Below are 21,957 nucleotides of genomic sequence, written 5' to 3'. Positions count from 1 at the left end.
TTTCATGGTCAGTACAAATACTTTAATAAACTAGCATGGAATTATAAAAAATCGAGTTTTAATAACTTTATTCGATATTCTGAACTTGCTCTCGCATCTGCTCAATTAAGACTTTGAGCTCCACCGCGATATTCGTCGTTAGTGAACTCATACTTTTGCTGCTCAATGTATTAGCCTCACGATTAAGCTCCTGCATCATAAAATCCAATCGGCGGCCCACAGGCCCAGACTGTTCCATGATATGGGATACTTCCTTTACATGAGCTTCAAGGCGATCAAGCTCCTCATCCACATCCGTTTTTTGTAGCACTATCATCATTTCTTGCTCTAGACGCTCTGGCTCAACATTGACCTGTAGATCAGCCAATTTTTTCTGTAAATGCTCGCGCTGAGCTTGAATCAATTGAGGCATTAATCTTCGAACTTCGTCCACTTGCAGCTGTATGCCTTCTATCCGCTGTGTGAGAAATTGATTAAGTGCATCCCCTTCTCGCTGACTCATGTCCAGTAGACTCTTTATGGCTTCGTCAAAGCACTGCAAGGTTTGCTCTTCGATTTGAGCTTTATCTAATTGCGCTTCATTAAGGACGCCTGGCCATTTGAGGATCTCGAGTGCATCCAGTGCATTACCTGGACCAATGATACCGTGCACTTGATCGGCTGCTTGGTTGATCCGTTCAACCAATGCCTCGTTCAAAGATACGCCTTGTTGACTCATATCCGCTCGAAACTTGATGCTGACTTCTAGCTTTCCTCGGCTGAACACATTTTTCAAGCGCTCGCGTAATTTTGGTTCCAAAGCGCGCATAGAATCCGGCAACCGAAAATGTGGTTCCAAGTAGCGTGAATTTACACTGCGAATTTCAACACTATAGTGACCTAAAGGAGTTTCTAAATCCTGACGGGCAAATCCTGTCATGCTGCGCATTACACGATCCTCTAAACAAATAATGTAGAGTTTACAATCAGAAACATCATCAAGCGAATCAGATTCGCTTCTTTAAATCTTAACGCCAAGCCACGTATAATGCCCTCACATTCATTTTTTAGTTTGTGAGACATTATATGAGACCAAGTGGCCGCGCCCTGGATCAACTGCGTGACGTTAAAATTACTCGCAACTTCACTAAGCATGCTGAAGGCTCAGTACTAGTAGAAGTGGGCGATACCAAAGTCATTTGCAATGCCAGCGTGGAAAACAAGGTACCACCGTTTTTACGTGGGCAAGGCCAAGGCTGGGTAACGGCTGAATATGGCATGCTGCCGCGCTCTACCGGTTCACGCATGATTCGTGAAGCCGCCAAAGGCAAGCAAGGTGGTCGCACGGTTGAAATCAGCCGATTGATTGGTCGTTCTCTGCGTGCTGCGGTGGATTTAGAAGCACTGGGCGAAAACAGCATCACCATCGACTGTGATGTGATTCAAGCGGATGGTGGTACTCGCTGCGCATCTATCACAGGTGCGTGTGTGGCCTTGGCAGACGCCATCAATTCAATGATCGAAGCGGGTACACTAAAAGCCAGTCCTCTCAAATATATGATTGCCGCTGTGAGCGTGGGCGTATATGAAGGCCAAGCCATTTTGGATTTGGACTACCCAGAAGACAGCAATGCCGAAACGGATCTCAACGTCATCATGGCCGATAACGGTGGTTTTGTTGAAATCCAAGGAACCGCCGAAGGCGAGCCTTTCCAACCTGAAGAGTTGACGGCCATGCTGGATCTCGCTAAAAAAGGACTAGCTGAAATCACAGAGATTCAAAAACAGAGTTTGGCAAATTAATCCGGCCTCGGAGCATAGTTATGGACGTTTCATCGCAAATTGGTTTAATGGTGATCAATACCATTGCCGGTCTTTATTTGTTTATCGTCGTTCTGCGTTTTTTATTGCAGGCGGCTAGAGCAAACTTTTACAACCCTATCAGCCAGTTTGTGGTGAAAGCTACGGCACCTGTACTTAATCCACTGCGCAAAATCGTGCCTGGATTTGGCGGCTTTGATTGGGCCTCAATTGTATTAGCGGTTGTGGTACAAATGCTGGCCATTGGCTTAAGCCTGCTAGTAGCGGGTTATGGTACACCAGTGGAAAAGATCATTATCTGGTCGCTATTGGGTACTGTGGGCTTATTCTTAAAGCTATATTTCTGGGGCATTTTGATTATGGTCATTTCCAGTTGGATCGCACCGCAATCTAGCAACCCAGCATTAGAGCTTTTGCATCAGATCATTGAACCTGTGATGAAACCCATCCGTAAAGTCATGCCTGATATGGGTGGTCTAGATCTTAGCCCGATCATTGCGTTCCTCTTGATTAATATTTGCAATGTAATATTAGCCAACTTCGTCATGAAAACAGGCGCTCCAGGATTTATCATTGGCCTATAACCACGTTTTGTGAATTTGCCGATCGCTCGCGCAGTGGCTACACTGCGCGGCATCATAATAAATGGACCATTCAATGCCCCAACACATACCTGCTGATTCTGTAGGAATTGTCGAACCGCAAACCGCTGTCTTTGATGAGCCACTTGAATTAAAAAGTGGACGAGTTTTACCCAAATATGAGTTGGTATATGAAACCTATGGCACGCTCAATGAAGATAAAAGCAACGCAATATTAATCTGCCATGCGTTAAGCGGACATCATCATGCCGCAGGCTTCCACAGTGAAGACGATACGAAACCCGGCTGGTGGGATGCGTGCATTGGTCCGGGCAAAGCCATCGATACTAATCAGTTTTTTGTCATTTCTTTAAACAACTTAGGCGGCTGTCATGGCAGCACTGGGCCCACCAGTATCAACCCTGAAACCGATGAGCCTTATGGCGGTGACTTTCCGGTACTGCGTGTTTACGACTGGGTAACCAGCCAAGCGCGTTTGGCCGATCGCTTAGGCATCGAATGTTTCGCTGCTGTGGTTGGCGGTAGCCTGGGTGGTATGCAAGCCATGCGTTGGAGCATTCAATACCCTGAACGTTTAAAGCATTGTGTGATTATTGCGTCAGCGCCAAAACTGAGCGCACAAAACATTGCGTTTAATGAAGTCGCGCGCAATACCATCATGAAAGACCCTGAGTTCCATGATGGCCATTACCTCAAACACGATACCCTTCCCAAAACCGGCTTGATGCAAGCACGCATGTTGGCACATTTAACGTATTTAAGTGATGACGCCATGGGTGAAAAATTTGGTCGTGATTTGAAAACCGATGAAGTGAGTTATGAGTTCGTGCCCGAATTCCAAGTAGAAAGTTATTTGCATTATCAAGGGGAGAAATTCTCAACCACCTTTGATGCCAATACCTACTTGTTAATGACCAAAGCCTTGGACTATTTCGATCCCGCTCAGTATTACGATAACGACTTATCCAAATGCTTAAGCCAAGCCACGTGCAAATTTTTGGTCATGAGCTTCACTACTGATTGGCGTTTTAGCCCAGAGCGCAGTGAAGAAATTGTAGACGCCTTAATCGAAGCCGATAAAGACGTTACGTACGCCTGCATTGAATCGGAAAAAGGCCATGATGCGTTCCTTATTCCTATACCGCGCTATGTAAAAACGTTTGGCGCCTATATGAATCGCATTGCCAAGGAGGACATATAATGAGCACTCAAGTCCTCAATACCCAAGACGCCGATGCAGCAAATGAACTGCGTAGCGACTTACAAAAACTGCGTAGCGATTTACAAATCATCCAGCAATGGGTGCAGCCCAATAGCCAAGTACTTGACTTAGGTTGCGGTGAAGGCGCTTTACTTGCCTATTTAAAACATCACAAGCAATGCTTGGGCTATGGTATGGAAATTAATCCAGACAGTATTGTCAGCTGCGTTGAAAAAGGTGTTAACGTCATCGAGCATGACTTGAATAATGGCCTGAACCATTTCAAAGACGATAGCGTAGATACAGTTATTATGACGCAAGCACTACAGGCAGTTCGCCGCCCAGACTTGCTACTCGATGAAATGCTGCGTGTTGGACAAGAAGCCATTATTACTTTTCCGAATTTCGGTTACTGGCGTACGCGTTTTTATTTATTAAACAAGGGCCGAATGCCCATGTCGAAAACTCTGCCCTATAATTGGTATGACACGCCCAATATCCACCTTTGTACCTTTGGTGATTTTGAGCAGTTGTGCGGTGAAAAGGGATTGAGAATTTTGGATCGCACCGTGGTCGATAGCCAGCATCAAGAATCACTAGCCGCTCGCCTGTGGCCTAATATGCTAGGCGAAATTGCGATTTATCGCATTAGTCGCTAATCCATCTATATAGAGGTAATTGATATGCGTACCCTACTTTTACTTTGCTTTGTTCTGTTGACCGGCTTCGCGCAAGCAGAACAAAAACAAGTCTTTGGCGACTATGAAGTACATTACATGGGCCTAACCAGTAGTGAATTAGACGCAAAAGTCGCTCGTCTTTATGACATCCCACGTAGCCGCAATGTAGGCTTTTTAAATATAGCCGTGTTGAAAAAAGGTGTCTCTGACATGCCTGTGGCTTGGGACGCAAAAATCGAAGGTGAAATGTCGAATCTCATTGGGCAAAAAAGCGAACTAGAATTTAAACGCATTCAAGAAACCAGCGCATTGTATTTTATTTCGACCTTCGATTTCTATGACCAAAATATGTATCGCTTCCATATAAAAGTCACGCCGGAAGGCAGCAAGCGAACATTCGACGTAAAGTTTAATCAAAAGTTTTACCGCGGCGAATAACTGGTTCATAAACGGGCAGTATTTTACTGCCCCGCTTCCTTTTTTCTCCCACTCATTCGATTTAATAAGTTTTATCACTATGTCCAAGCAAACCATCGTCCTCGCAAGTGGCAATAAAGGCAAACTAGCAGAATTACAGAATGCCCTTGATGGCTTTGATGTAGAGCTTGTGCCGCAGAAAGAATTTGATGTTACTGATGTCGATGAAACCGGTTTAAGTTTCATTGAAAATGCCATTCTAAAAGCGCGCCACGCCAGCTTGGCAACGGGCCTTCCTGCATTGGCCGACGATAGTGGCTTAGAAGTGGATGCTTTAGATGGTGAGCCTGGAATTTATAGTGCGCGTTATAGTCAATTAGATCCTGTATTTAGCGAATCTGATGACAAGGATGAAAACAATAACCTGAAATTGCTAAAGCAATTAAAACATGTGCAACCGGAAAACCGCAGTGCACGCTTCCATTGTGTTTTGGCGTTTGTACGTCATGCCAAGGATCCTAATCCACTCATTTGCCAAGGTAGTTGGGAAGGCCAAATAGAGATCGAGATTTCAGGGGACGGGGGTTTTGGTTATGACCCGTTATTTTTTGTCAAAGAAGAAAACTGTACAGCCGCTCAATTAAGCAAAGAAAAAAAGAATGAAATAAGCCATCGCGGCAAAGCCATCGCGCAGCTCAAACAGGTCTTTCGTTTGTGAGCATGCAGTTACCGCCGCTTAGTCTTTATATTCACATTCCGTGGTGTGTGCGCAAATGTCCGTATTGCGACTTCAACAGTCATAAAGCGGACATGGAACTGCCGGAGCGTGATTATGTAACAGCACTGCTGGATGACCTTGACCAAGAATTGCTTTGGTTAAATGATAAAGGTATAGCGCAGCGTCCTATTCATAGTATTTTCTTTGGCGGTGGCACGCCCAGTTTATTAAGTGTTGAAGCCTATGAGCAATTATTTGCAGGCTTAAGACAACGCCTCATGTTTGAGCCCGATATCGAAATCACGTTAGAAGCCAATCCGGGCACATTTGAAGCAGAAAAATTTAAAGGCTATTTTGAGCTTGGTATTAATCGACTAAGCATTGGTATTCAAAGTTTTCAAAATAAGCAGCTGCAACACTTAGGACGTATTCATAGTGGTGAAGAAGCTGTAGCCGCAGTGCAACTTGCCAAGCAAGCAGGCTTTACCAACTTTAATTTAGATTTCATGCATGGTCTGCCCGAACAAAGCCTTGATGACGCCATGGCCGACTTGCAGCAAGGCCTTGATCTTGATCCAACCCACATCAGCTGGTATCAACTGACCATCGAGCCTAATACAGAGTTTTATAAGTTTCCACCTGTACTTCCCAAAGATGAAACCCTATGGGATATTCAAGAACAAGGACAAGCTTTGCTAGCTAAGCACGGCTTCAAACAATATGAAGTCTCTGCCTATGCGCAACCTAATAAGCAAGCCAAACATAATCTTAACTATTGGCAGTTTGGGGATTACATTGGCATTGGTGCAGGTGCACATGGCAAGTTGACCTTGCCACACGACGACATCAATGAAAGCCGCATTTATCGAACCGCAAAAACCCGCCTACCCAAAGACTACCTGAATTTAGCAAAACCCTTTTTAGTCAAGCGTGACAATATTGCAGCCGAAGATCGGGACTTGGAATGCTTGATGAATGGCTTGCGTCTGTTTGATGGCATCAGTGCAGAATTGTTTGAGGCCCGAACAGGTCTCAGCTTTGCACACATAGAGGGAAAAGTTCAGCAAGCTCAACAGCAAGGCTTACTGGAACCTGGCCGCGGCATTCAAGCAACGGCACAGGGTCAGCTATTTTTAAACGAACTACTTGAGCGTTTCTTATAACGCTTATTCGGCACCCGCTTCTTTCAATGCGTTGGCATATGCTTCACTATTGGCATGTTCGCTAATGATGCTCAATGCGGTTTCACCATTTAGGTTTGTCGCGTTAAGGTTATGTCCTTCCTCTTTAAAGAAGTCAACAAATTCAGCAAATGTTTCTTCTGTCATGTGCTGGTAAGCGCGGATTAAGTTGATGAAATCCACGTCAGTGCCGTCATAGCTTTTGCTATCCAGGAAGAAACGCATGTGCTCTTCTGTCCACTCACCACCAAATACTTTTTGCTTATCTTTCTTCAACATGTTGTGTCCTTGAAATATTAATTAATACGCTTATAAATCAAATCCCAAACGCCATGACCTTTATTCTCGCCACGGACTTCAAATTTGGTGAGTGGGCGAAAGTCTGGGCGCGGATGGTATTGGTTTTTACCCGCTACATTTTCATAGCCCGCTTGTTCTTCCATTACCTCAAGCATGTGCTCGGCGTAATTTTCCCAGTCAGTGGCCATGTGGAAAGTACTGCCCACTTTCAGTTTTTTACGAATGTTCTGTGCAAATTCAGGCTGAACAATGCGTCGTTTATGATGCCGTTTTTTGTGCCATGGATCAGGGAAGAACAATTGCATACCATGCAATGATTCATCTGGAATACATTGCTCCAAGACTTCAATAGCATCGTTTTCGAATACTCGAATATTGTCGATGCCTTTTTCATTCGCATCACGCAATAGCTTGGCTACGCCCGGTGTATGAACTTCAATACCAATATAGTTTAACTGCGGATTGGCTTCTGCCATTTCCACAAGGCTTTTACCCATGCCAAAGCCGATTTCTAGGACCACAGGATTGCTGTTACCGAACACGGCTTGGTAATCCAGCATTCCTGCATCAAGGGTCAAACCTTGCTTGGCGAATTGCTCAGCATAAAGCTCGCGCTGGGCAGGTGAAATACGACCGGCACGTACCACAAAGCTTTTAATGCGTTTGGCAAAAGGCACATCACTTGGCACGCCTTGCTGTGAGTCTTTCTGAGAATCGGACATGGGGTTTACCTATTTATCGGCTGCATCCAGTCGGATGCCCGCATATATTAACAAAGACCATGCAATCAAGAATAACACCCCTCCGATTGGGGTGAGCAGCGCAAGGCCAGTTAGATTAGTGATTGCCATCGCATATAGGCTGCCACTGAACAATAGTATTCCGGCAGTAAAGCACCCTGCGGCATACGCTAATATTCGAGACTGAGCACTCTGTTTCAAGCACGCGGCTAATAGCAAAATGGCAAGCGTATGAAACATTTGGTACTGCACACCCGTATCGATCCAGCCAAGGGCTTTTTCTGACAATAGGTTACTCAAGCCGTGGGCAGCAAAGGCGCCGATGGCGACACTGGTCAGCCCCAAAACAGCGGCAATGATAAAGAATGTACGATGGATATTCATAAGGGTGGCAAAGATACTGAGGTTGAGAAATATATCAAGTGGCGCCTTTCATATCCTTTAGAATATGTTTATATAGAGGGCAATAACTGAGGGGGTATTTGTGATTAAAACCAGCGTAATCAGTCTTTTCATATTGGCACTCATGGCGTGCTCCGACGCACCGCAAAGTGATCTGACCAAACAACAACAGGATACCGGCCAAGGACATAAGCAAGCGGCCATTGCTAGTGCCCATCCTCTTGCCACACAAGCCGGTTTAGATATCTTAGAAAAGGGCGGCAACGCCTATGACGCAGCCATCGCAACAGCGGCGGTGCTGGCCGTTGTTGAGCCCTATAGTGCGGGCATGGGCGGCGGTGGTTTTTGGTTGCTGCATGATGAAGCCACGCAACAAACTCGCTTTATTGATGCCCGCGAAAAAGCACCTTTGGCAGCCCATCGAGATATGTATTTAGATGAAGATGGCAATGTCATTGAAGACCTTAGCATCAATGGCCCCATGGCCGCTGGTATTCCAGGTCAAGCAGCGGCCTTTGCTCACATTGCCAAAGAATATGGCAATTTGCCATTGAGCACTTCTTTAGCAGCGGCCATTCAGCATGCGCAAAACGGCTTTCAAATCGACCGTAAATATCAAATCTTGGCGCGCTGGCGTTTAGATGCTTTACGTGACTATCCATCAGCAGCTGAGATCTTTTTACAAGACAACGACGTGCCCAATGAAAATCATGTATTAGTACAAAAGGATCTAGCCAAAACTCTCACGGCGCTGGCTAATAACGGTAAAGCCGGTTTCTATGAAGGCCCGGTAGCCAAGCAAATGGTAGACAGCGTGCAAGCCGCTGGCGGTATTTGGACACTGGAAGATTTGAAAAAATATGAAGTTGTAGAACGCGAACCCGTCACCAGCGAATACCGCTTAGCTAATCGCCAATATAAAGTAACCAGTGCGCCTCCACCTAGCTCCGGAGGTATCGCTATCGCGCAGATGTTTAACATGCTAGAAGCCCTAGAACAGCATCATGAAATCAGCTGGAGTGAATTGGACGGTGCCGATGAAATTCACCTGCTAAGTGAAGTCATGCGTCGTGCCTATTATGATCGTGCTCATTATTTGGGGGACAGCGATTTTGTACAAGTGCCTACCGACACGTTGTTAGACAAGCAATACGCAAAAAAAATCAGCAAAAATATTAAGCTGGGCAAGGCAACCAAAAGCGCTGACCTAGGCACTCAACAACAAATTTACGAAGGCTTTCATACAACCCACTTAAGTGTCATCGATCAGGATGGTAATCGCGTCAGTGCAACTCTCAGCATTAACCTACCTTTTGGTAGCGCTTATTTAGCAGAAGGAACCGGCTTATTATTAAATAATGAAATGGATGACTTCTCAGTAAAACCTGGTGTACCTAACGCATATGGTCTTGTCGGCAACGAAGCAAACGCGATTGCTGCAGAAAAACGTCCGCTCTCATCCATGTCACCCAGTTTTATTGAAACAGAAGACAAGATAGCAATTATTGGAACACCAGGCGGCAGCCGCATCATTACCATGGTGTTCCTAGGCATGCTCGAATATGTAAGAGGAAATCCTGTAGAAGACTGGGTTTCACGCCCCCGCTTTCATCATCAATATTTACCCGATGTCATCCAATACGAAAAAGACAGCTTAACTCTAGTGGAAATAGCGAGTCTAAAAATGAAAGGCCATGAGCTTAAAGAAATTCAGCGACAATATGGCAACATGCAAGCCATTCTTTGGGATAAAAAGAACAATAAGATTACTGCAGCCGCTGACCCTCGCGGTGTAGGCAGTGCAGAAGTGAGGCACATCAAATAGAATGGAATTTCTATTTTATCTAAAGAAATTCATAGGCTTTTGGTTAATGCCATTAAGCCTTGTGGTGGTCATGTTGAGCGTGGCCACTGTTTTACTTTGGCGCCAGAATAATCTTAATAAGCCCATTAAAACCGCTCGCGCCTTATTATCTTTAGCACTGCTGAGCTTGCTTTTATTTTCTTGGCATCCTGTTACCACCCCACTACTGCGCAATATTGAACAAACTTATTCTGGTTTTGATATCAAGCAGCCGGTGGATTATGTCATTGTTTTAGGCAACAAAGTAGAAAGTGATCCTTCTGTTCCGCTTACCAGTCACCTTTCCAGCTCCGCCACGGCACGACTCATGGAAGGATTGCGAATACTGAATGCTAATCCCAATGGCAAATTGATTGTAACTGGTTACGCTAGTGGCAATAGTAAAAGCAGTGCACAGGTCTATAAAGAAGTCGCCATCGCCATGGGAATAGACGAGTCACGTATTATCGCACTTGAAGAACCCAAAGATACCGTAGAAGAAGCCAATGCCGTAGCAAATGCATTAAACAATCATAAAGATCTGAATATCGTCTTGGTCACCAGTGCCAGTCATATGCCAAGGGCTATCATATTTTTCCAAAGCTACTTTCCTGATATACAACCAGCACCGACTTTTTTCATCGCCAAGCATACCGAATCTACAGATTGGCGATTTGATTCTGCCGGTTTGTTGAAAGCGGAAAGAGCGATCTATGAGTATTTAGGGCAAGCATGGCAATGGTTGACTCATTGACGAAAAAAAATCTTGAACTGGGTTCCTTTACCTAGCTCACTTTCAACATCAATCGAGCCATTTAAATTTTGGGTCAGCAATGTATGGATAATGGATAGTCCTAGACCAGTACCGCCTTCTCCGCGTCGGGTAGTAAAAAATGGGTTGAATATTTTTTGGCAAGTGGCTTCATCCATACCAATACCATTATCTTTTACGCTCACAGTAACATCGCCTGATTTACTTTGCTGAATATCAATTTGGATTTTGGCTTGATCTTGGTATCCGTCAACAAAAGCATGTATACAAGCATTACTAACGAAGTTAGTAATCACCTGTGCAATGGCCCCTGGATAAGTATTCACGATAAAGTCGCCACCTATTACGATAACCTCTGCTGGTATTTGTTTGGTAAGCGGAGTCAGTGTGGATACCACTTGTCGAACATAGTCAGATACATGAATACGTTCTTTTTCAAAGTGATTTTGATCCGCACTTGTTCGTTTAAAGTTACTAATTAACGTTGCTGCCTTGTTTAAATTGGAGTGGCTTAGATCGACGGCTTCCGTTGCTGACTCAATAAAGCTTTGCAGCTGTGTCTTGGTAATCGCACCCGCTGAAAAATCTTGCTGCAGTTTTTTCAATTGATCATTTAAATGTGTCGTTGCTGTGAGCGCCACCCCCAAAGGCGTATTCACCTCATGGGCAACACCACTGACCATACCACCCAGAGCTGCCAATTTTTCGCTTTCTACTAACTGCTGTTGTAATTGCTTCTGTTGTGCTAGTGCTTCATCCAAAAATCGCGTTCGCTCCGCAACCTTTTCTTCAAGATTTTGGTTTATGGACTTGAGTTGTTGTTCGTAATCCAAGCGCTGACGAGCGTTCAATACGCGGCCAAACAAATCCGATAAAACGCCAGAGAAAATAATTTCATCCGGCCGCCATTGGCGAGGCTTTCCGCGATGCTCATTGCAAATGATCCCCACAGTAACGCCATTGTGACGGATAGGAGTATCTAGCATTGAGCTTATACCCAGTAAATCAAGATAGCCTTTCGCGAACTCCTTAGTCTCGGGAGCATTCACAGCATCGTTCGCGGCAATCACTCGGTCTTCATCTAATGCCTTAAAGTAACTTGGGAAGTCTTCTCGCGCCAAGACTAAGCTTTCTTGTGGCGCGGCCATATCGCTGTCCATTAATAAGTGACATCGAATATGATCTTGTACGTCGCTGTCATATAACCAAATGCCGCTTCGATTAATGCCTAATCCTTCCATGGCCGCTTCTAGAATCAAGCGCGCAGCGGCGTCTAAATCACCCTCATCGATCACAGGGGATTTGCTTAAGCGATTGAGTATAGATTCATGAAACTGACTCATTGAATCATTATAGACCGTTATTCAGGAGGGGCTACTGGGCCTTATCTGCAGGCAAACGCCGATACAAACTGGGCGACATACCAATGTGCTTGACGAAAGCTCGACTAAACGCACTAACACTAGAAAAGCCCACTTCCGCTGCAATCACTTGGATTGACTTATCCGAAGCAGAGAGCAGTAGCTGGGCTTTATTTAACCTCACTTCTCTCACAATTTGGCGCCAAGTAATACTCTCTTTTTCTAGGTGACGGGTCAGAGTTCGTTCACTCATATGCAGCACTTGAGCTACTTGACTCTTATCCACAGACATATCGCCATTGGATAATAAGATGGTTGTTACTTTTTTACGAAAACTGCTTTCACAATCCGTTTTTCTCAATATTGATTGGTAGGTAGACTCAATGGCATTAGCGTTAAGCTCGTTGCTAAGCGGAGGCTTCACTGAAAGTTGCTTTGCATCGAGGCGAAGATAGCAAACATCTTGATTATATTTAACGGGACATGAGAATGCTCTGGCCACGTCATCCATGCCCTTTAGATAGGGAAATGAAAAACCAATTTCATAGTTGCTGCTCGCTGTTTGGTCCAGCATATAGCGCTGCACGACATGGCAAATACCAAAATCCCGCGCAGTAATAAATTGCGTAATACTATCTTCCAGCGGAATACGTAAGTGCCATTGAATTTGTAGTTGCCCATTTACAATGCGCAGCTCCATATCGGTAAAGTTAAACGCATTGGCAAAATACCGTTCGGCAATTTGTGCAGCATGGGCTCCATTCTTACTACTTAATAGCGCCATCCCAAAGAGCCCTAGATCGCTTATTTGATAGCGACAACCTAAATGAAAGCCAGCGGAAAATGGTTGTGGTGTATATCTCAGCAAATTGCCAATCAACTGCAGTTCACTGGATACGTCAATGTCATAAGGCTGCTGAAGAAAATTCAAAGGTACGTCAGAACCATGGACGATGTCTGCCAACTCCAAGCCAAGATCCAGCCCATAGCGCAATAAACACTCGCCATGCCCTTTTCCTAAGCCCGGTGCACGGGTTAATTTATCTGCCGAACCGAACACGACATTACCTTTATTATTTTTATTCTTCTGGCGCGTTATACCCATACTGATTGAAAATGAAAAGCGCCCTCCAGCTATTTATCCATAAAACGTCCTAACCGAGCAAGAAGTTGTCCTGTAAAAGCATGTGAGATCTGACCTGCACTACTAAACTTCAGAAACGATTTTGCAATCGTGCATCTCACAATAAAGATAATAAGGTCCGCTTATGAAAAAGCTTCTTCTCACATGGGGGCTCAGTGTGTGTCTACTGCTGCCCACTCATTTTACCCATGCCGATGGTTTACTACCCATCATCAGCTTCGCAGCTGGTCTACTTAATCAAGGCGTATTTCCAAAAAGTGATGCCTATACAACAGATGACGATATAGAAATCATTGCAGATGATGGCGTCAACTTATCTGCCAATATATTTGTACCCAATGACATTAATGGCCAAGCCCCGGCAATTATTTTCATCAATAGCTGGGGTTTAAATGAATATGAATATTTAAAGCAAGCTGGAGAGTTAGCGGAAAAAGGTTATATCGTCCTGAGCTACAGTACTCGTGGCTGGGGAACCTCCGGTGGTCAAATTAATACGGCAGGTCCAAAAGACATGGCGGATCTTAGCAACGTCATTGATTTCTTGATAGCCAATTACCCAGTGGATCCTAATAACATTGGTTCAGCCGGTATTTCCTATGGCTCGGGAATAAGTCTGTTGGGTGCTGCTCATGATGATCGCATTAAAGCAGTATCGGCCATGAGTAGTTGGGGCGACCTAGTGGATGCGCTATACGGAAATAATACACCGCGTTTAGTTTGGGGCGAGATTCTTACGCTCACTGGTGATTTGTTGGGGGACATGGATCCCATCGTCAATCAACATTGGGATGATATTAAAAATCAAAATCTTGCCAATATTCCTACCGTAAAAGACTGGGCATCCATTCGCAGCCCAATTAATTATGTACAACAGCTTAATGAAAATAATACGGCAGTGTATCTGGGCAAGGCGTATGGCGATAATCTATTTCAACCAAACACATTGCTGGATATGTTTTCACAGTTAACCGGACCTAAGCATATTGATTTAGTACCCGGCACTCATGCAACGGCTGAACTGCTGCCGAGTTTAGTTGGCATTGGTGACAACCTCATTTGGGAAAACACTTATAAATGGTTTGATATTCATTTAAAAGGAGAAAGCAATGATCTTAGCAATGCCAAGCCATTAAACATGCGTATTAAGTTTGAAGGGCGCTATGAAAGCTTTGATGACTATCCAATAGCAGAAACCCGCAATACTGATCTGTACTTCCATCCGCGATCAACCTTTGATACCGGCGATCTCGAAACTTATTCCTACGATGCTTGGTTTGGAAAAGACAATACGATTAACGCTTGGGCTGGAACGCTCTTCAGTACACAGATTCCTTTGCTATCACAGTTACTAGAACAATTTGAAATACCTATACTTGCTGATGTAAGCGCTGCATCTGACTATCGCAGTATTTATTTTGAAAGCGATCGTCTAGATAGCACTATGAAGATTCGCGGTAATCCTAGTATAAAGGTAAACGTACAACCCCATTATAATAAGATGCAGCTAGTGGCGTATTTGTATGATATGGATTGGACCGGCACCGGACGCTTGATTACTCATGGTGTGATTACACTACCGCAAGCGCCTTGGGGTGAAAAAATTGAACTGAACTTTGATATGGTCACCACGGCGTATGATGTTCCCAAAGGGAATCGCTTAGTCATTGCCTTTGATACCAAGGATCCAGAGTATAAATCACCAACAGGGGCAGATTATTTTGTTGATTTTGAATTCAGTCGCAACATGGAATCAAAATTGACCGTGCCGCACTTATAAAATAGAAAGCAAAATTAAAGCAATAAAAAAGGGCTTTTCAGCCCTTTTTTATTGAATCAATTCAATCACATCCGAAATAATTAAATCGGGCTGAAATGCATGAGGCCACTCCCGCGTTCCATCTTTTAACCAAGCAGTGTGCATTCCGACTTCATGGGCTCCTTGCATATCATGAAATGGATGATCACCCACGTGTAGACACTCATGAGCTTCAATATTTAACTGATGTAATGCATGCTCAAAAATGTCAGCATCTGGTTTGGGTGCGTCAAAATCTTCAGCGTTTAGAGAAAGACTTAAATAATTGTCCAAGCCGATAGTTTTAGTACATGCATTACCGTTGGTAATCGCTATTAGTCGATAGTCTTGCTTTAAACGTTTGAGGGTATTCGGTACTGCATCAAATAGGCGCACCTGCTGACGCACACGATAAAAGTGCTGAAAGCATTGCTCGGCAGCGTGCTCAGGATGCTCGATATCACATTGAGCGAATAGATACTCTAAAAAACGCTGACGTAATTGTGAGGTTTTATGTAGCAGTTCCGGATGTTGTTTCGCAAAGTTTACTTTAGCAGCGCGCAAGTCATCTTTATCAAACTGCAAAAGTACATTGGATGCATTCACTGAAATCCAATGCATCATAGCTTGCTCTGCTTTGACAATCACTTCAGTGCCATCCCACAAAGTATCATCTAAGTCAAAGCTGATGACTTTTACATCGGGCATCTGCTGTGCAAGCTTAAGTGAGGAGGACATAATAGGGTTTCTTACAAAAGGATATCCAGCCGACGACTGACGATCTCTGCAACGTAATCTAAAAACAAAGTATCCATATTGCTTTTAAAATATTCCTCGCTGCGATGACCTAAAGATAAAATACCCAAGTCATTCTTTAATAAACAAGCAGCCATAGAACCTACTTTATTGTCTTCATGGAAAAATAACTCCATTTCTTCATCACTTAATTGGCCACAAATGGCTTGCTTGCGTCCAAAATGTTGCAATAGTTGATGCTGCATTTCGACTTCAGTCACCGCTTGCATGCTCATGGCGGGTACAAATAAAGTAATACAAGCATAGTCTACGCCATACACTACGCGCATGCTGTCTTGTAGCGACTGCTCCACTTCTTCGATGGATTGAGCATCCAATAAATCTAAAGTTAAACGTCGGGTCTGTTCAAATAAGCGATCGTTGCGACGAGCATTTTCAATCAGTTGCTGTAAGCGTGAATGCAGCTCAGTATTTTTCTCTTTCAGTAATCGACTTTGATATTCCACCAAAGACACCGCACCACCGGTATCATGTGGGATATCAAGCTGTTCAGTTAAATCTGGAAACTTACGAAAAAAATCAGGATGCTGTTTTAAAAAAGCAGCCACTTCCTTTTCACTAAGCTGTTTTTCATCCTGTTGCATGGAAACCCTTTAATACTTTTTTATGTTTAGTGTTTAGTGTTTAGTGTTTAGTGTTTAGTGTTTAGTGTTTAGTGTTTAGTGTTTAGTGTTTAGTGTTCAAATATAAATAGATAAACAAGTTATCAAGAATAGTTAGCTCTTTTATAGCAACTAAAAGCGTTGTGCGAGGCCGTCTAACTAAAAAATCTAATTAACAACCATTTGAACGCTCGTGAGGCAGAGCTAGCAAGGCGCAGAAGCTTGGATAAACCGCAGTGTGCTCCAGCACATGAGGATTTAGACTAGGGTCTGCAACACAGCTCGATCAACGCAACTCGTTCAAATAGTTAAACTTGGAGGCGACCATCAAACACTCGCACCACCGGCCCCTTCATAATCACATCACCTTCACCATCCCAGCGAATCGTCAACGCACCACCTGGCAGATTTACTTTTACTTCATCATCCACCAACCCCCACTTGTGGGCAACGGCAACCGCCGCGCAAGCACCTGTACCACATGCCAGTGTCCAACCTGCACCGCGCTCATAAACTCGTAAGTCCATTTCATTACGGTTTTTGATTTGCATGAAGCCGGCATTTACACGTTTGGGGAATTGCTCATGGCCCTCAAGCTGTGGACCTAATTGATTGACCAATTCACTATGAATATCATCAACAACCATTACGCAGTGGGGATTTCCCATGGATACAGCTCCGAATTCAGCTGTGTAGTTACCGTCGTTTAATGGTACTTGTACTTGATAGCGCTCTGCTTGCTCAGCATTAAATGGTAAATCACTTGGACTAAAACGCGCTGCCCCCATATTCACCACCACATCACCATCTTGCTCAATGTTGAGTTCAATAATGCCGCTACTGGTTTCCACTTTAATTGGATTCTTTGCGGTCAAACGAACATCATGAACAAAGCGAGCAAAACAACGGGCCCCATTTCCACACTGCTCCACTTCGCTACCATCTGCATTGAAGATGCGATAACGAAAATCTACTTCTGGATTACTGGGTGGCTCGACAATCAACAGCTGATCAAAGCCAATACCAAATTGGCGATCACTCAACTGACGCACAAATTCAGGGCGAAACGCAAAGTGTTGGGTTACTAAATCCACCACCATGAAGTCATTGCCTAAACCGTGCATTTTAGTAAATTTTAAAAGCATGCTATCGCCTAGTCTTGAATTAATGCTTCTAACATTAACTGATCCGAAATCGTTTCGCGACGGCGAATCAAGTGAGATTGATCACCATCCACCATAACCTCCGCTGGTTTATTGCGAGTATTGTAGTTGGACGCCATGACAAAGCCATACGCGCCGGCACTTTTAACTGCTAATAAATCGCCAGGTAAAATCGCTAGTTCACGATCTTTCCCTAAAAAGTCGCCCGTTTCACAAACAGGTCCCACCACATCATAGTTTTGCTTAGGGGTTTTTTCACGGGGTTGAACTTCCACAATACGCTGCCAAGCACTGTACAGGGAAGGACGAATTAAATCGTTCATACCGCCGTCGATAATGGCAAAATGTTTATCACCATTACTCTTTAGAAACTCCACTTGAGTGACGAAAATACCTGCATTAGCTGCAATGGATCGCCCAGGCTCCAATACCAATTTTAAGTTGCGACCCGCTAGTTTTGGCAACACGGCATCTGCAAATTCTTGCGGTGTCGGCGGTACTTCGTCGTCATAAGTCACGCCTAAACCACCACCTAAGTCAATATGCTCTAGTTCGATAGCTTGTTCTTTTAGCTCGTCCACTAACACCAAAACGCGATCAAGTGCGTCCATAAACGGCTCAAGTTGAGTCAATTGAGAACCAATATGGCAATCTACTCCCTTAATCTCGATACCCTGCATGCCTTTGGCTTTGGCATAAACCTGCTTAGCGGTATCGATATCCACACCAAATTTATTTTCTTTTAATCCTGTGGAAATATACGGGTGAGTTTGCGCATCCACATCAGGGTTAACACGCAATGACAGGGGCGCTTTGACGCCCATCTCTTCGGCTACCGCATTAAGACGTTCTAGTTCTGATTCGCTTTCTACGTTAAAACAATGCACACCTACTGCCAAAGCACGACGCATTTCATCAGCGGTTTTTGCGACACCAGAAAAAACAATTTTACTTGGATCTCCACCGGCTTTAAGAACACGCTCAAGTTCACCGACTGATACAATATCGAATCCCGCACCCAATTTTGCCAGTACATTCAGCACTGCGATATTGCTATTCGCTTTTACTGCGTAGCAAATAAGTGCATCTTCATTTTTAAATGCATTGGCATATTCCAAGTAATGTTCACTAAATGCCTTACGTGAATAAATATATAAAGGCGAACCATAACGATCGGCCAAGTCGCTTACGGCACATTGCTCGGCAAATAACTCGCCATTCTGATAATCGAATACATCGGTCATAACAGGGTTTACATCCTAACTGCGTGTTTGATTGGCTGACGTAGCTGGCGCTGATTCTTGTTCCACTGGTTTGGCGGAATCTTGAGGCAGATATAAATCCCCTTTCTGCCCACACGCGGTAAGCAATAAAAAACTCACAACCCAGATAAAGCGCATTACATTTAGCCTATGCATAAAACCGTGAATTATAGGGATTTAGCGGGCTATAAGCCAGATTTCTGCCTAGTTTTTATGCCGGGTACAGTTCCGCAAGGGCCTGGTTTAGGCGAGTCTCAAGCTTGTGCTTGTAGTCCAGGTAGGTAGCGGTTTGTAACACCTGTTTGAAATGACGATTGTGCAATCGGTCGCTGATAGCAATATCGGTGATGTACACGGGATAGGGTTTATTGTGTTTACGCAAGCTAACTAAATAGCGAACCAATGCCTTGTAAACCTGCTCGCCATGCTCCAGTTGGCTGAATTCCCGCTGCTCGCAGAATAAAGTAAAGCCTAAACGGTTTTGAGCATCGTAATCCACTTGCGCGTGTACATCGAAGTAGCGCCCTTTGCCCAACCCTTCTTTCGGGCGAATTGGACGTAACCGCAGGGATTCTTCCTTGTTAGGTAGTTGCACTTCGTAATATTCGATAGGCCGCTCGCGTACCGTTTTGTTACCGTAGCGATGACGATTCTGGCGATATTCTACCTGTCGTAAAAAATGATGAATCGGGTTGATTAATGCTGCTTCGTTATACATTGGCGTACGCCACCGAATGATAGAGCCGCGCTCATCTATTAGATAAATTTGTGCGGTTAGTTGCTGTTGCTGCCCAATTTCCTGAACATAAAACACTTGTAACACGCCAGGCTTAGAGTGTTTGCAAATCATCTGCAAAATAGTGCCTTTTAGCGCCTGGCTATCCAGTACCACTTGTGAATAATGAGGCTGTGGACTGGCGAGCTTCTTGAATAAATGTGCCGCCCGCTCGAAGTGATCAATCATGGGCCGGCCTTGACGCATTTGAATTAAATGATATTGCTCGCCAATCTGCAAAACATAACGTCGACGCTCAGCAATACGATTACCGTAAAAGCACAGCTGCATTTCTTCTAAGACTTCCTTAACCCGCGCTGCAATGGCTTTGGCGCGAGTGGCGCAATAGCAATGCACTTGCATTTCTGGGCGATCCTGCTTAGAACCTGGCGGATAAGCGTTGAGAAAATCCTCGATAACACGCAACAAAGCATTTTGGCCTTCATATCGTGTAGATAGAACTTCGCGCCAAGAATTGTATTGCAACTGATCAATGGTCAGGACCAAATTCTCTTTAAGTGCACTAAACCCCAGCGAATCAGTGCGGTTAGAAATCTTGCTAATGCCACGCCGAGTGTAATGACTCATGGGGTCAACAAACACATTCACATACAAGGCAAGAAATGTAGGAACCGGCGTCGCGTTAAAGTCTGGCTCAATGGCATCCGGCAATGGCATGGTCTGAAAACTATTCAGTATTTCTTTCAGCTCATAATCTTTACCATGCTGCTGACCCTGATACATGACCACATTGGTACCTCGATCCATGATGCGATTAACGTGGCACCAGCCTAATAACTCAATCAAATTTGCAGAGCGCTTCACTGGCGCGTCTGTCGTTCCTGGCCGCGCAATGCCGGTATATAGACTCCAATTCATTTGCGGAATCCGCCGACGTACGTGCTGTCGCAATAGATGTAAGCTCAGCTTATCTTCTTGAATATGCTTGCTAATACCAGGGTTAATGAAATCTATCTTTCCAGGTTTGCGGTCAAATGTGGCATAGAGTTTATGACCCAAGAGCGTCATATCTTTTGCGCTCATCATGGTTTCATCTTCATGCTCACGACCGAAGGCACTTAGAAACTTATAACTATGAATGAGCTCATTAACCAAATGTTTGCGCTCTTCCATGACGATATGCACATGCCAATGAGAGCGGTTATCTAAATGGGCAAGCTGGCCGTCGCTCCAGCCCCAATTGAGAATCAACGGCCGTAATAGGTCTCGTTTCCAATGCTTGCGGCGAGTTGATTGTCCCATGGGGATATTTGCCTTGAAGTACAGGCAACGACGTACAAGCTCGAGTCGCTCGCCCTCTTCTCGCTGCAGCAAGTAATCTTCCAACTTGTCGTATAACAGCAGATATGGATCGAGTTTCTCCAATTTAACCTGATCGTCAAACAAACGACCTTTTAGAGAAATGCTTAGCGGCTCATGATTTGGATAAGCGCTAGCGTAGGACTCTGTGAGAAACAATTTAAGTATCGATTTATAGGGACTACCAATCGCTTTATAGAGCTGCCACATGCCAGCACCCACAAATTCTCCCGCTGGAATCTCTGCCAAACCACCAAAATCAATAACATCTTCTTCACTGGCAAAACGTTGCTGGTATAAACGATACACGAAGTCGTCGTAAAGGTGCTCATACTCTGGCGGCACCAGCCACCAAACAGGGTAACAACCAGCCAGCAAAATACTGGTCCGATAGAACTCATCGAGCAAAAGCTGATGCTGTGCACTGCCGCAATCCTCTTGGCCTAAATCATTACGTTCACCCCGAACGAAGCGCTTTGCATCCATGAGAAAGAAATGCAGTTCAATACCTAGGGTTTCGGCGTAGCGTTCAATTTCCAAAGCCTTGTTTTGCAGTAGTGCCATAGACTCTTCATCGAGATTCGAGTCATGGCACAGCCAAATATCAAAGTCACTGCCGCCACTGTGGCCAAGCGATCCGCAACTTCCCATTATGAAGAGACTACGAATAGCAGGATGGCCCATCCGTCTCTGCTGATATTGAAAACCCATGGATAGAGTGCTCGCGGAGCGAAGGACATCTTTGCTAGGTTGATAGCGAGCCATACCGCAAGGACAGTCTGGCCCAACGAAACCGGGTAATTTGTCGCTATTTACGTGATACAGCAAAGGAAGAACATCAAGGAAGTGTTTTTGGCGTTCGGTTAACGCTGACAACGTCCTCTCATAGCGGTACTGATTATACGCCAATAGTCGCTTAACCACTTGTTGAGCACGGGCCTGATCAAAGCCCGCGCCCCCTAAAAGATCCGACATCCTGCGTTTATTCCCGACACAAAAGTATTGCCCCTGCACATTTTTTCATCGCAATCGACTTTCTGCGCCACATCTCCATGGCTTT

22 protein-coding genes are annotated in these 21,957 nt (G+C 44.5%); 10 read left to right on the top strand and 12 right to left on the bottom strand.

From position 1 onward, the window contains the following. Positions 1-67 precede the first annotated feature (67 nt). On the bottom strand, positions 68-928 hold the full coding sequence (locus tag HF888_RS00745) for a YicC/YloC family endoribonuclease (protein ID WP_007018098.1): 861 nt from the start codon (positions 926-928) through the stop codon (positions 68-70). 137 nt (positions 929-1,065) lie between these two features. Here HF888_RS00745 and rph point away from each other — a divergent pair, with 137 nt between their 5' ends. The 7 genes from rph (at position 1,066) to hemW (ending at position 6,581) form a co-directional block, all read left to right on the top strand. Then, positions 1,066-1,782, top strand: a complete 717-nt coding sequence (gene rph / locus HF888_RS00740; protein WP_007018099.1) for a ribonuclease PH — start codon at positions 1,066-1,068, stop codon at positions 1,780-1,782. A 20-nt stretch (positions 1,783-1,802) separates the two neighbouring features. Further along, positions 1,803-2,384: a YggT family protein gene (locus HF888_RS00735; protein WP_007018100.1), complete on the top strand. Its 582-nt coding sequence runs from the start codon at positions 1,803-1,805 to the stop codon at positions 2,382-2,384. A gap of 73 nt (positions 2,385-2,457) precedes the next feature. Further along, positions 2,458-3,603, top strand: coding sequence for a homoserine O-succinyltransferase MetX (gene metX, locus HF888_RS00730; RefSeq protein WP_007018101.1), 1,146 nt, complete (start codon positions 2,458-2,460; stop codon positions 3,601-3,603). 68 nt (positions 3,604-3,671) lie between these two features. Further along, positions 3,672-4,262 carry a methionine biosynthesis protein MetW gene (gene metW / locus HF888_RS00725; RefSeq protein ID WP_040297865.1) on the top strand — a complete coding sequence of 197 codons (591 nt, stop codon included), beginning with the start codon at positions 3,672-3,674 and terminating at the stop codon, positions 4,260-4,262. Positions 4,263-4,286: 24 nt separating this feature from the next. After that, positions 4,287-4,721: a DUF4426 domain-containing protein gene (locus HF888_RS00720; RefSeq protein ID WP_007018103.1), complete on the top strand. Its 435-nt coding sequence runs from the start codon at positions 4,287-4,289 to the stop codon at positions 4,719-4,721. Between the two features lie 79 nt (positions 4,722-4,800). Next, on the top strand, positions 4,801-5,418 hold the full coding sequence (rdgB, locus tag HF888_RS00715) for an RdgB/HAM1 family non-canonical purine NTP pyrophosphatase (RefSeq protein WP_007018104.1): 618 nt from the start codon (positions 4,801-4,803) through the stop codon (positions 5,416-5,418). A 2-nt stretch (positions 5,419-5,420) separates the two neighbouring features. Beyond that, positions 5,421-6,581, top strand: a complete 1,161-nt coding sequence (gene hemW, locus HF888_RS00710) for a radical SAM family heme chaperone HemW (RefSeq protein WP_050758019.1) — start codon at positions 5,421-5,423, stop codon at positions 6,579-6,581. Between the two features lie 3 nt (positions 6,582-6,584). Here hemW and HF888_RS00705 read toward each other — a convergent pair whose 3' ends face one another. Genes HF888_RS00705 through HF888_RS00695 form a run of 3 tightly spaced genes read right to left on the bottom strand, consistent with a single transcriptional unit; the run spans position 6,585 to position 8,023 of the window. Next, positions 6,585-6,878 carry a PA4642 family protein gene (locus tag HF888_RS00705; RefSeq protein WP_007018106.1) on the bottom strand — a complete coding sequence of 98 codons (294 nt, stop codon included), beginning with the start codon at positions 6,876-6,878 and terminating at the stop codon, positions 6,585-6,587. Positions 6,879-6,895: 17 nt separating this feature from the next. After that, complete coding sequence (gene trmB, locus HF888_RS00700) at positions 6,896-7,621, bottom strand: tRNA (guanosine(46)-N7)-methyltransferase TrmB (RefSeq protein ID WP_007018107.1); 726 nt, start codon at positions 7,619-7,621, stop codon at positions 6,896-6,898. Between the two features lie 9 nt (positions 7,622-7,630). Next, positions 7,631-8,023, bottom strand: coding sequence for a DUF423 domain-containing protein (locus HF888_RS00695; RefSeq protein ID WP_007018108.1), 393 nt, complete (start codon positions 8,021-8,023; stop codon positions 7,631-7,633). A 100-nt stretch (positions 8,024-8,123) separates the two neighbouring features. Between HF888_RS00695 and ggt the strand changes: the two genes are divergently transcribed. Next, positions 8,124-9,866 carry a gamma-glutamyltransferase gene (gene ggt / locus HF888_RS00690; protein WP_007018110.1) on the top strand — a complete coding sequence of 581 codons (1,743 nt, stop codon included), beginning with the start codon at positions 8,124-8,126 and terminating at the stop codon, positions 9,864-9,866. A gap of 1 nt (position 9,867) precedes the next feature. Further along, positions 9,868-10,638 (top strand): ElyC/SanA/YdcF family protein, encoded by a 771-nt coding sequence (locus HF888_RS00685; protein ID WP_007018111.1) that lies wholly within the window; start codon positions 9,868-9,870, stop codon positions 10,636-10,638. Here the strand turns inward: HF888_RS00685 and HF888_RS00680 are convergent. Together HF888_RS00680 and HF888_RS00675 are read right to left on the bottom strand one after the other, a co-directional pair. Continuing rightward, entirely contained in the window at positions 10,632-11,999 is a 1,368-nt protein-coding gene (locus HF888_RS00680; RefSeq protein ID WP_007018112.1) for a sensor histidine kinase, read from the bottom strand. The two genes, HF888_RS00685 and HF888_RS00680, sit on opposite strands and share 7 nt — an antisense overlap. Positions 12,000-12,030: 31 nt before the next feature. Further along, the gene (locus tag HF888_RS00675; RefSeq protein WP_165837037.1) at positions 12,031-13,077 is read right to left on the bottom strand and encodes an AraC family transcriptional regulator; all 1,047 of its coding nucleotides are present in this window, start codon (positions 13,075-13,077) and stop codon (positions 12,031-12,033) included. Between the two features lie 208 nt (positions 13,078-13,285). On the opposite strand from HF888_RS00675, the gene HF888_RS00670 reads away from it, so the two are divergent. Further along, a complete protein-coding gene (locus tag HF888_RS00670) occupies positions 13,286-14,941 on the top strand; it encodes an alpha/beta fold hydrolase (protein WP_040297812.1) in 1,656 nt (551 codons plus the stop codon). Positions 14,942-14,989: 48 nt separating this feature from the next. Here the strand turns inward: HF888_RS00670 and HF888_RS00665 are convergent, their stop codons facing one another. The 6 genes from HF888_RS00665 to HF888_RS00640 form a co-directional block, all read right to left on the bottom strand. Then, entirely contained in the window at positions 14,990-15,697 is a 708-nt protein-coding gene (locus tag HF888_RS00665) for an HAD family hydrolase (RefSeq protein WP_007018115.1), read from the bottom strand. A gap of 11 nt (positions 15,698-15,708) precedes the next feature. Then, the gene (locus HF888_RS00660) at positions 15,709-16,359 is read right to left on the bottom strand and encodes a DUF484 family protein (protein ID WP_007018116.1); all 651 of its coding nucleotides are present in this window, start codon (positions 16,357-16,359) and stop codon (positions 15,709-15,711) included. A gap of 326 nt (positions 16,360-16,685) precedes the next feature. Continuing rightward, positions 16,686-17,522, bottom strand: a complete 837-nt coding sequence (gene dapF / locus HF888_RS00655) for a diaminopimelate epimerase (protein WP_007018117.1) — start codon at positions 17,520-17,522, stop codon at positions 16,686-16,688. A gap of 8 nt (positions 17,523-17,530) precedes the next feature. Further along, positions 17,531-18,784, bottom strand: a complete 1,254-nt coding sequence (gene lysA / locus HF888_RS00650; RefSeq protein ID WP_007018118.1) for a diaminopimelate decarboxylase — start codon at positions 18,782-18,784, stop codon at positions 17,531-17,533. A gap of 15 nt (positions 18,785-18,799) precedes the next feature. After that, positions 18,800-18,958: an LPS translocon maturation chaperone LptM gene (gene lptM, locus HF888_RS16790; protein WP_083771917.1), complete on the bottom strand. Its 159-nt coding sequence runs from the start codon at positions 18,956-18,958 to the stop codon at positions 18,800-18,802. A 55-nt stretch (positions 18,959-19,013) separates the two neighbouring features. Further along, a complete protein-coding gene (locus HF888_RS00640) occupies positions 19,014-21,872 on the bottom strand; it encodes a class I adenylate cyclase (protein ID WP_007018120.1) in 2,859 nt (952 codons plus the stop codon). Positions 21,873-21,957: the final 85 nt, after the last annotated feature.

Source organism: Bermanella marisrubri, assembly GCF_012295615.1.
Lineage (GTDB): Bacteria > Pseudomonadota > Gammaproteobacteria > Pseudomonadales > Oceanobacteraceae > Bermanella > Bermanella marisrubri.
Note: the sequence above shows the minus strand (reverse complement) of the source record. Positions and strands in the feature narration are given on the sequence as shown.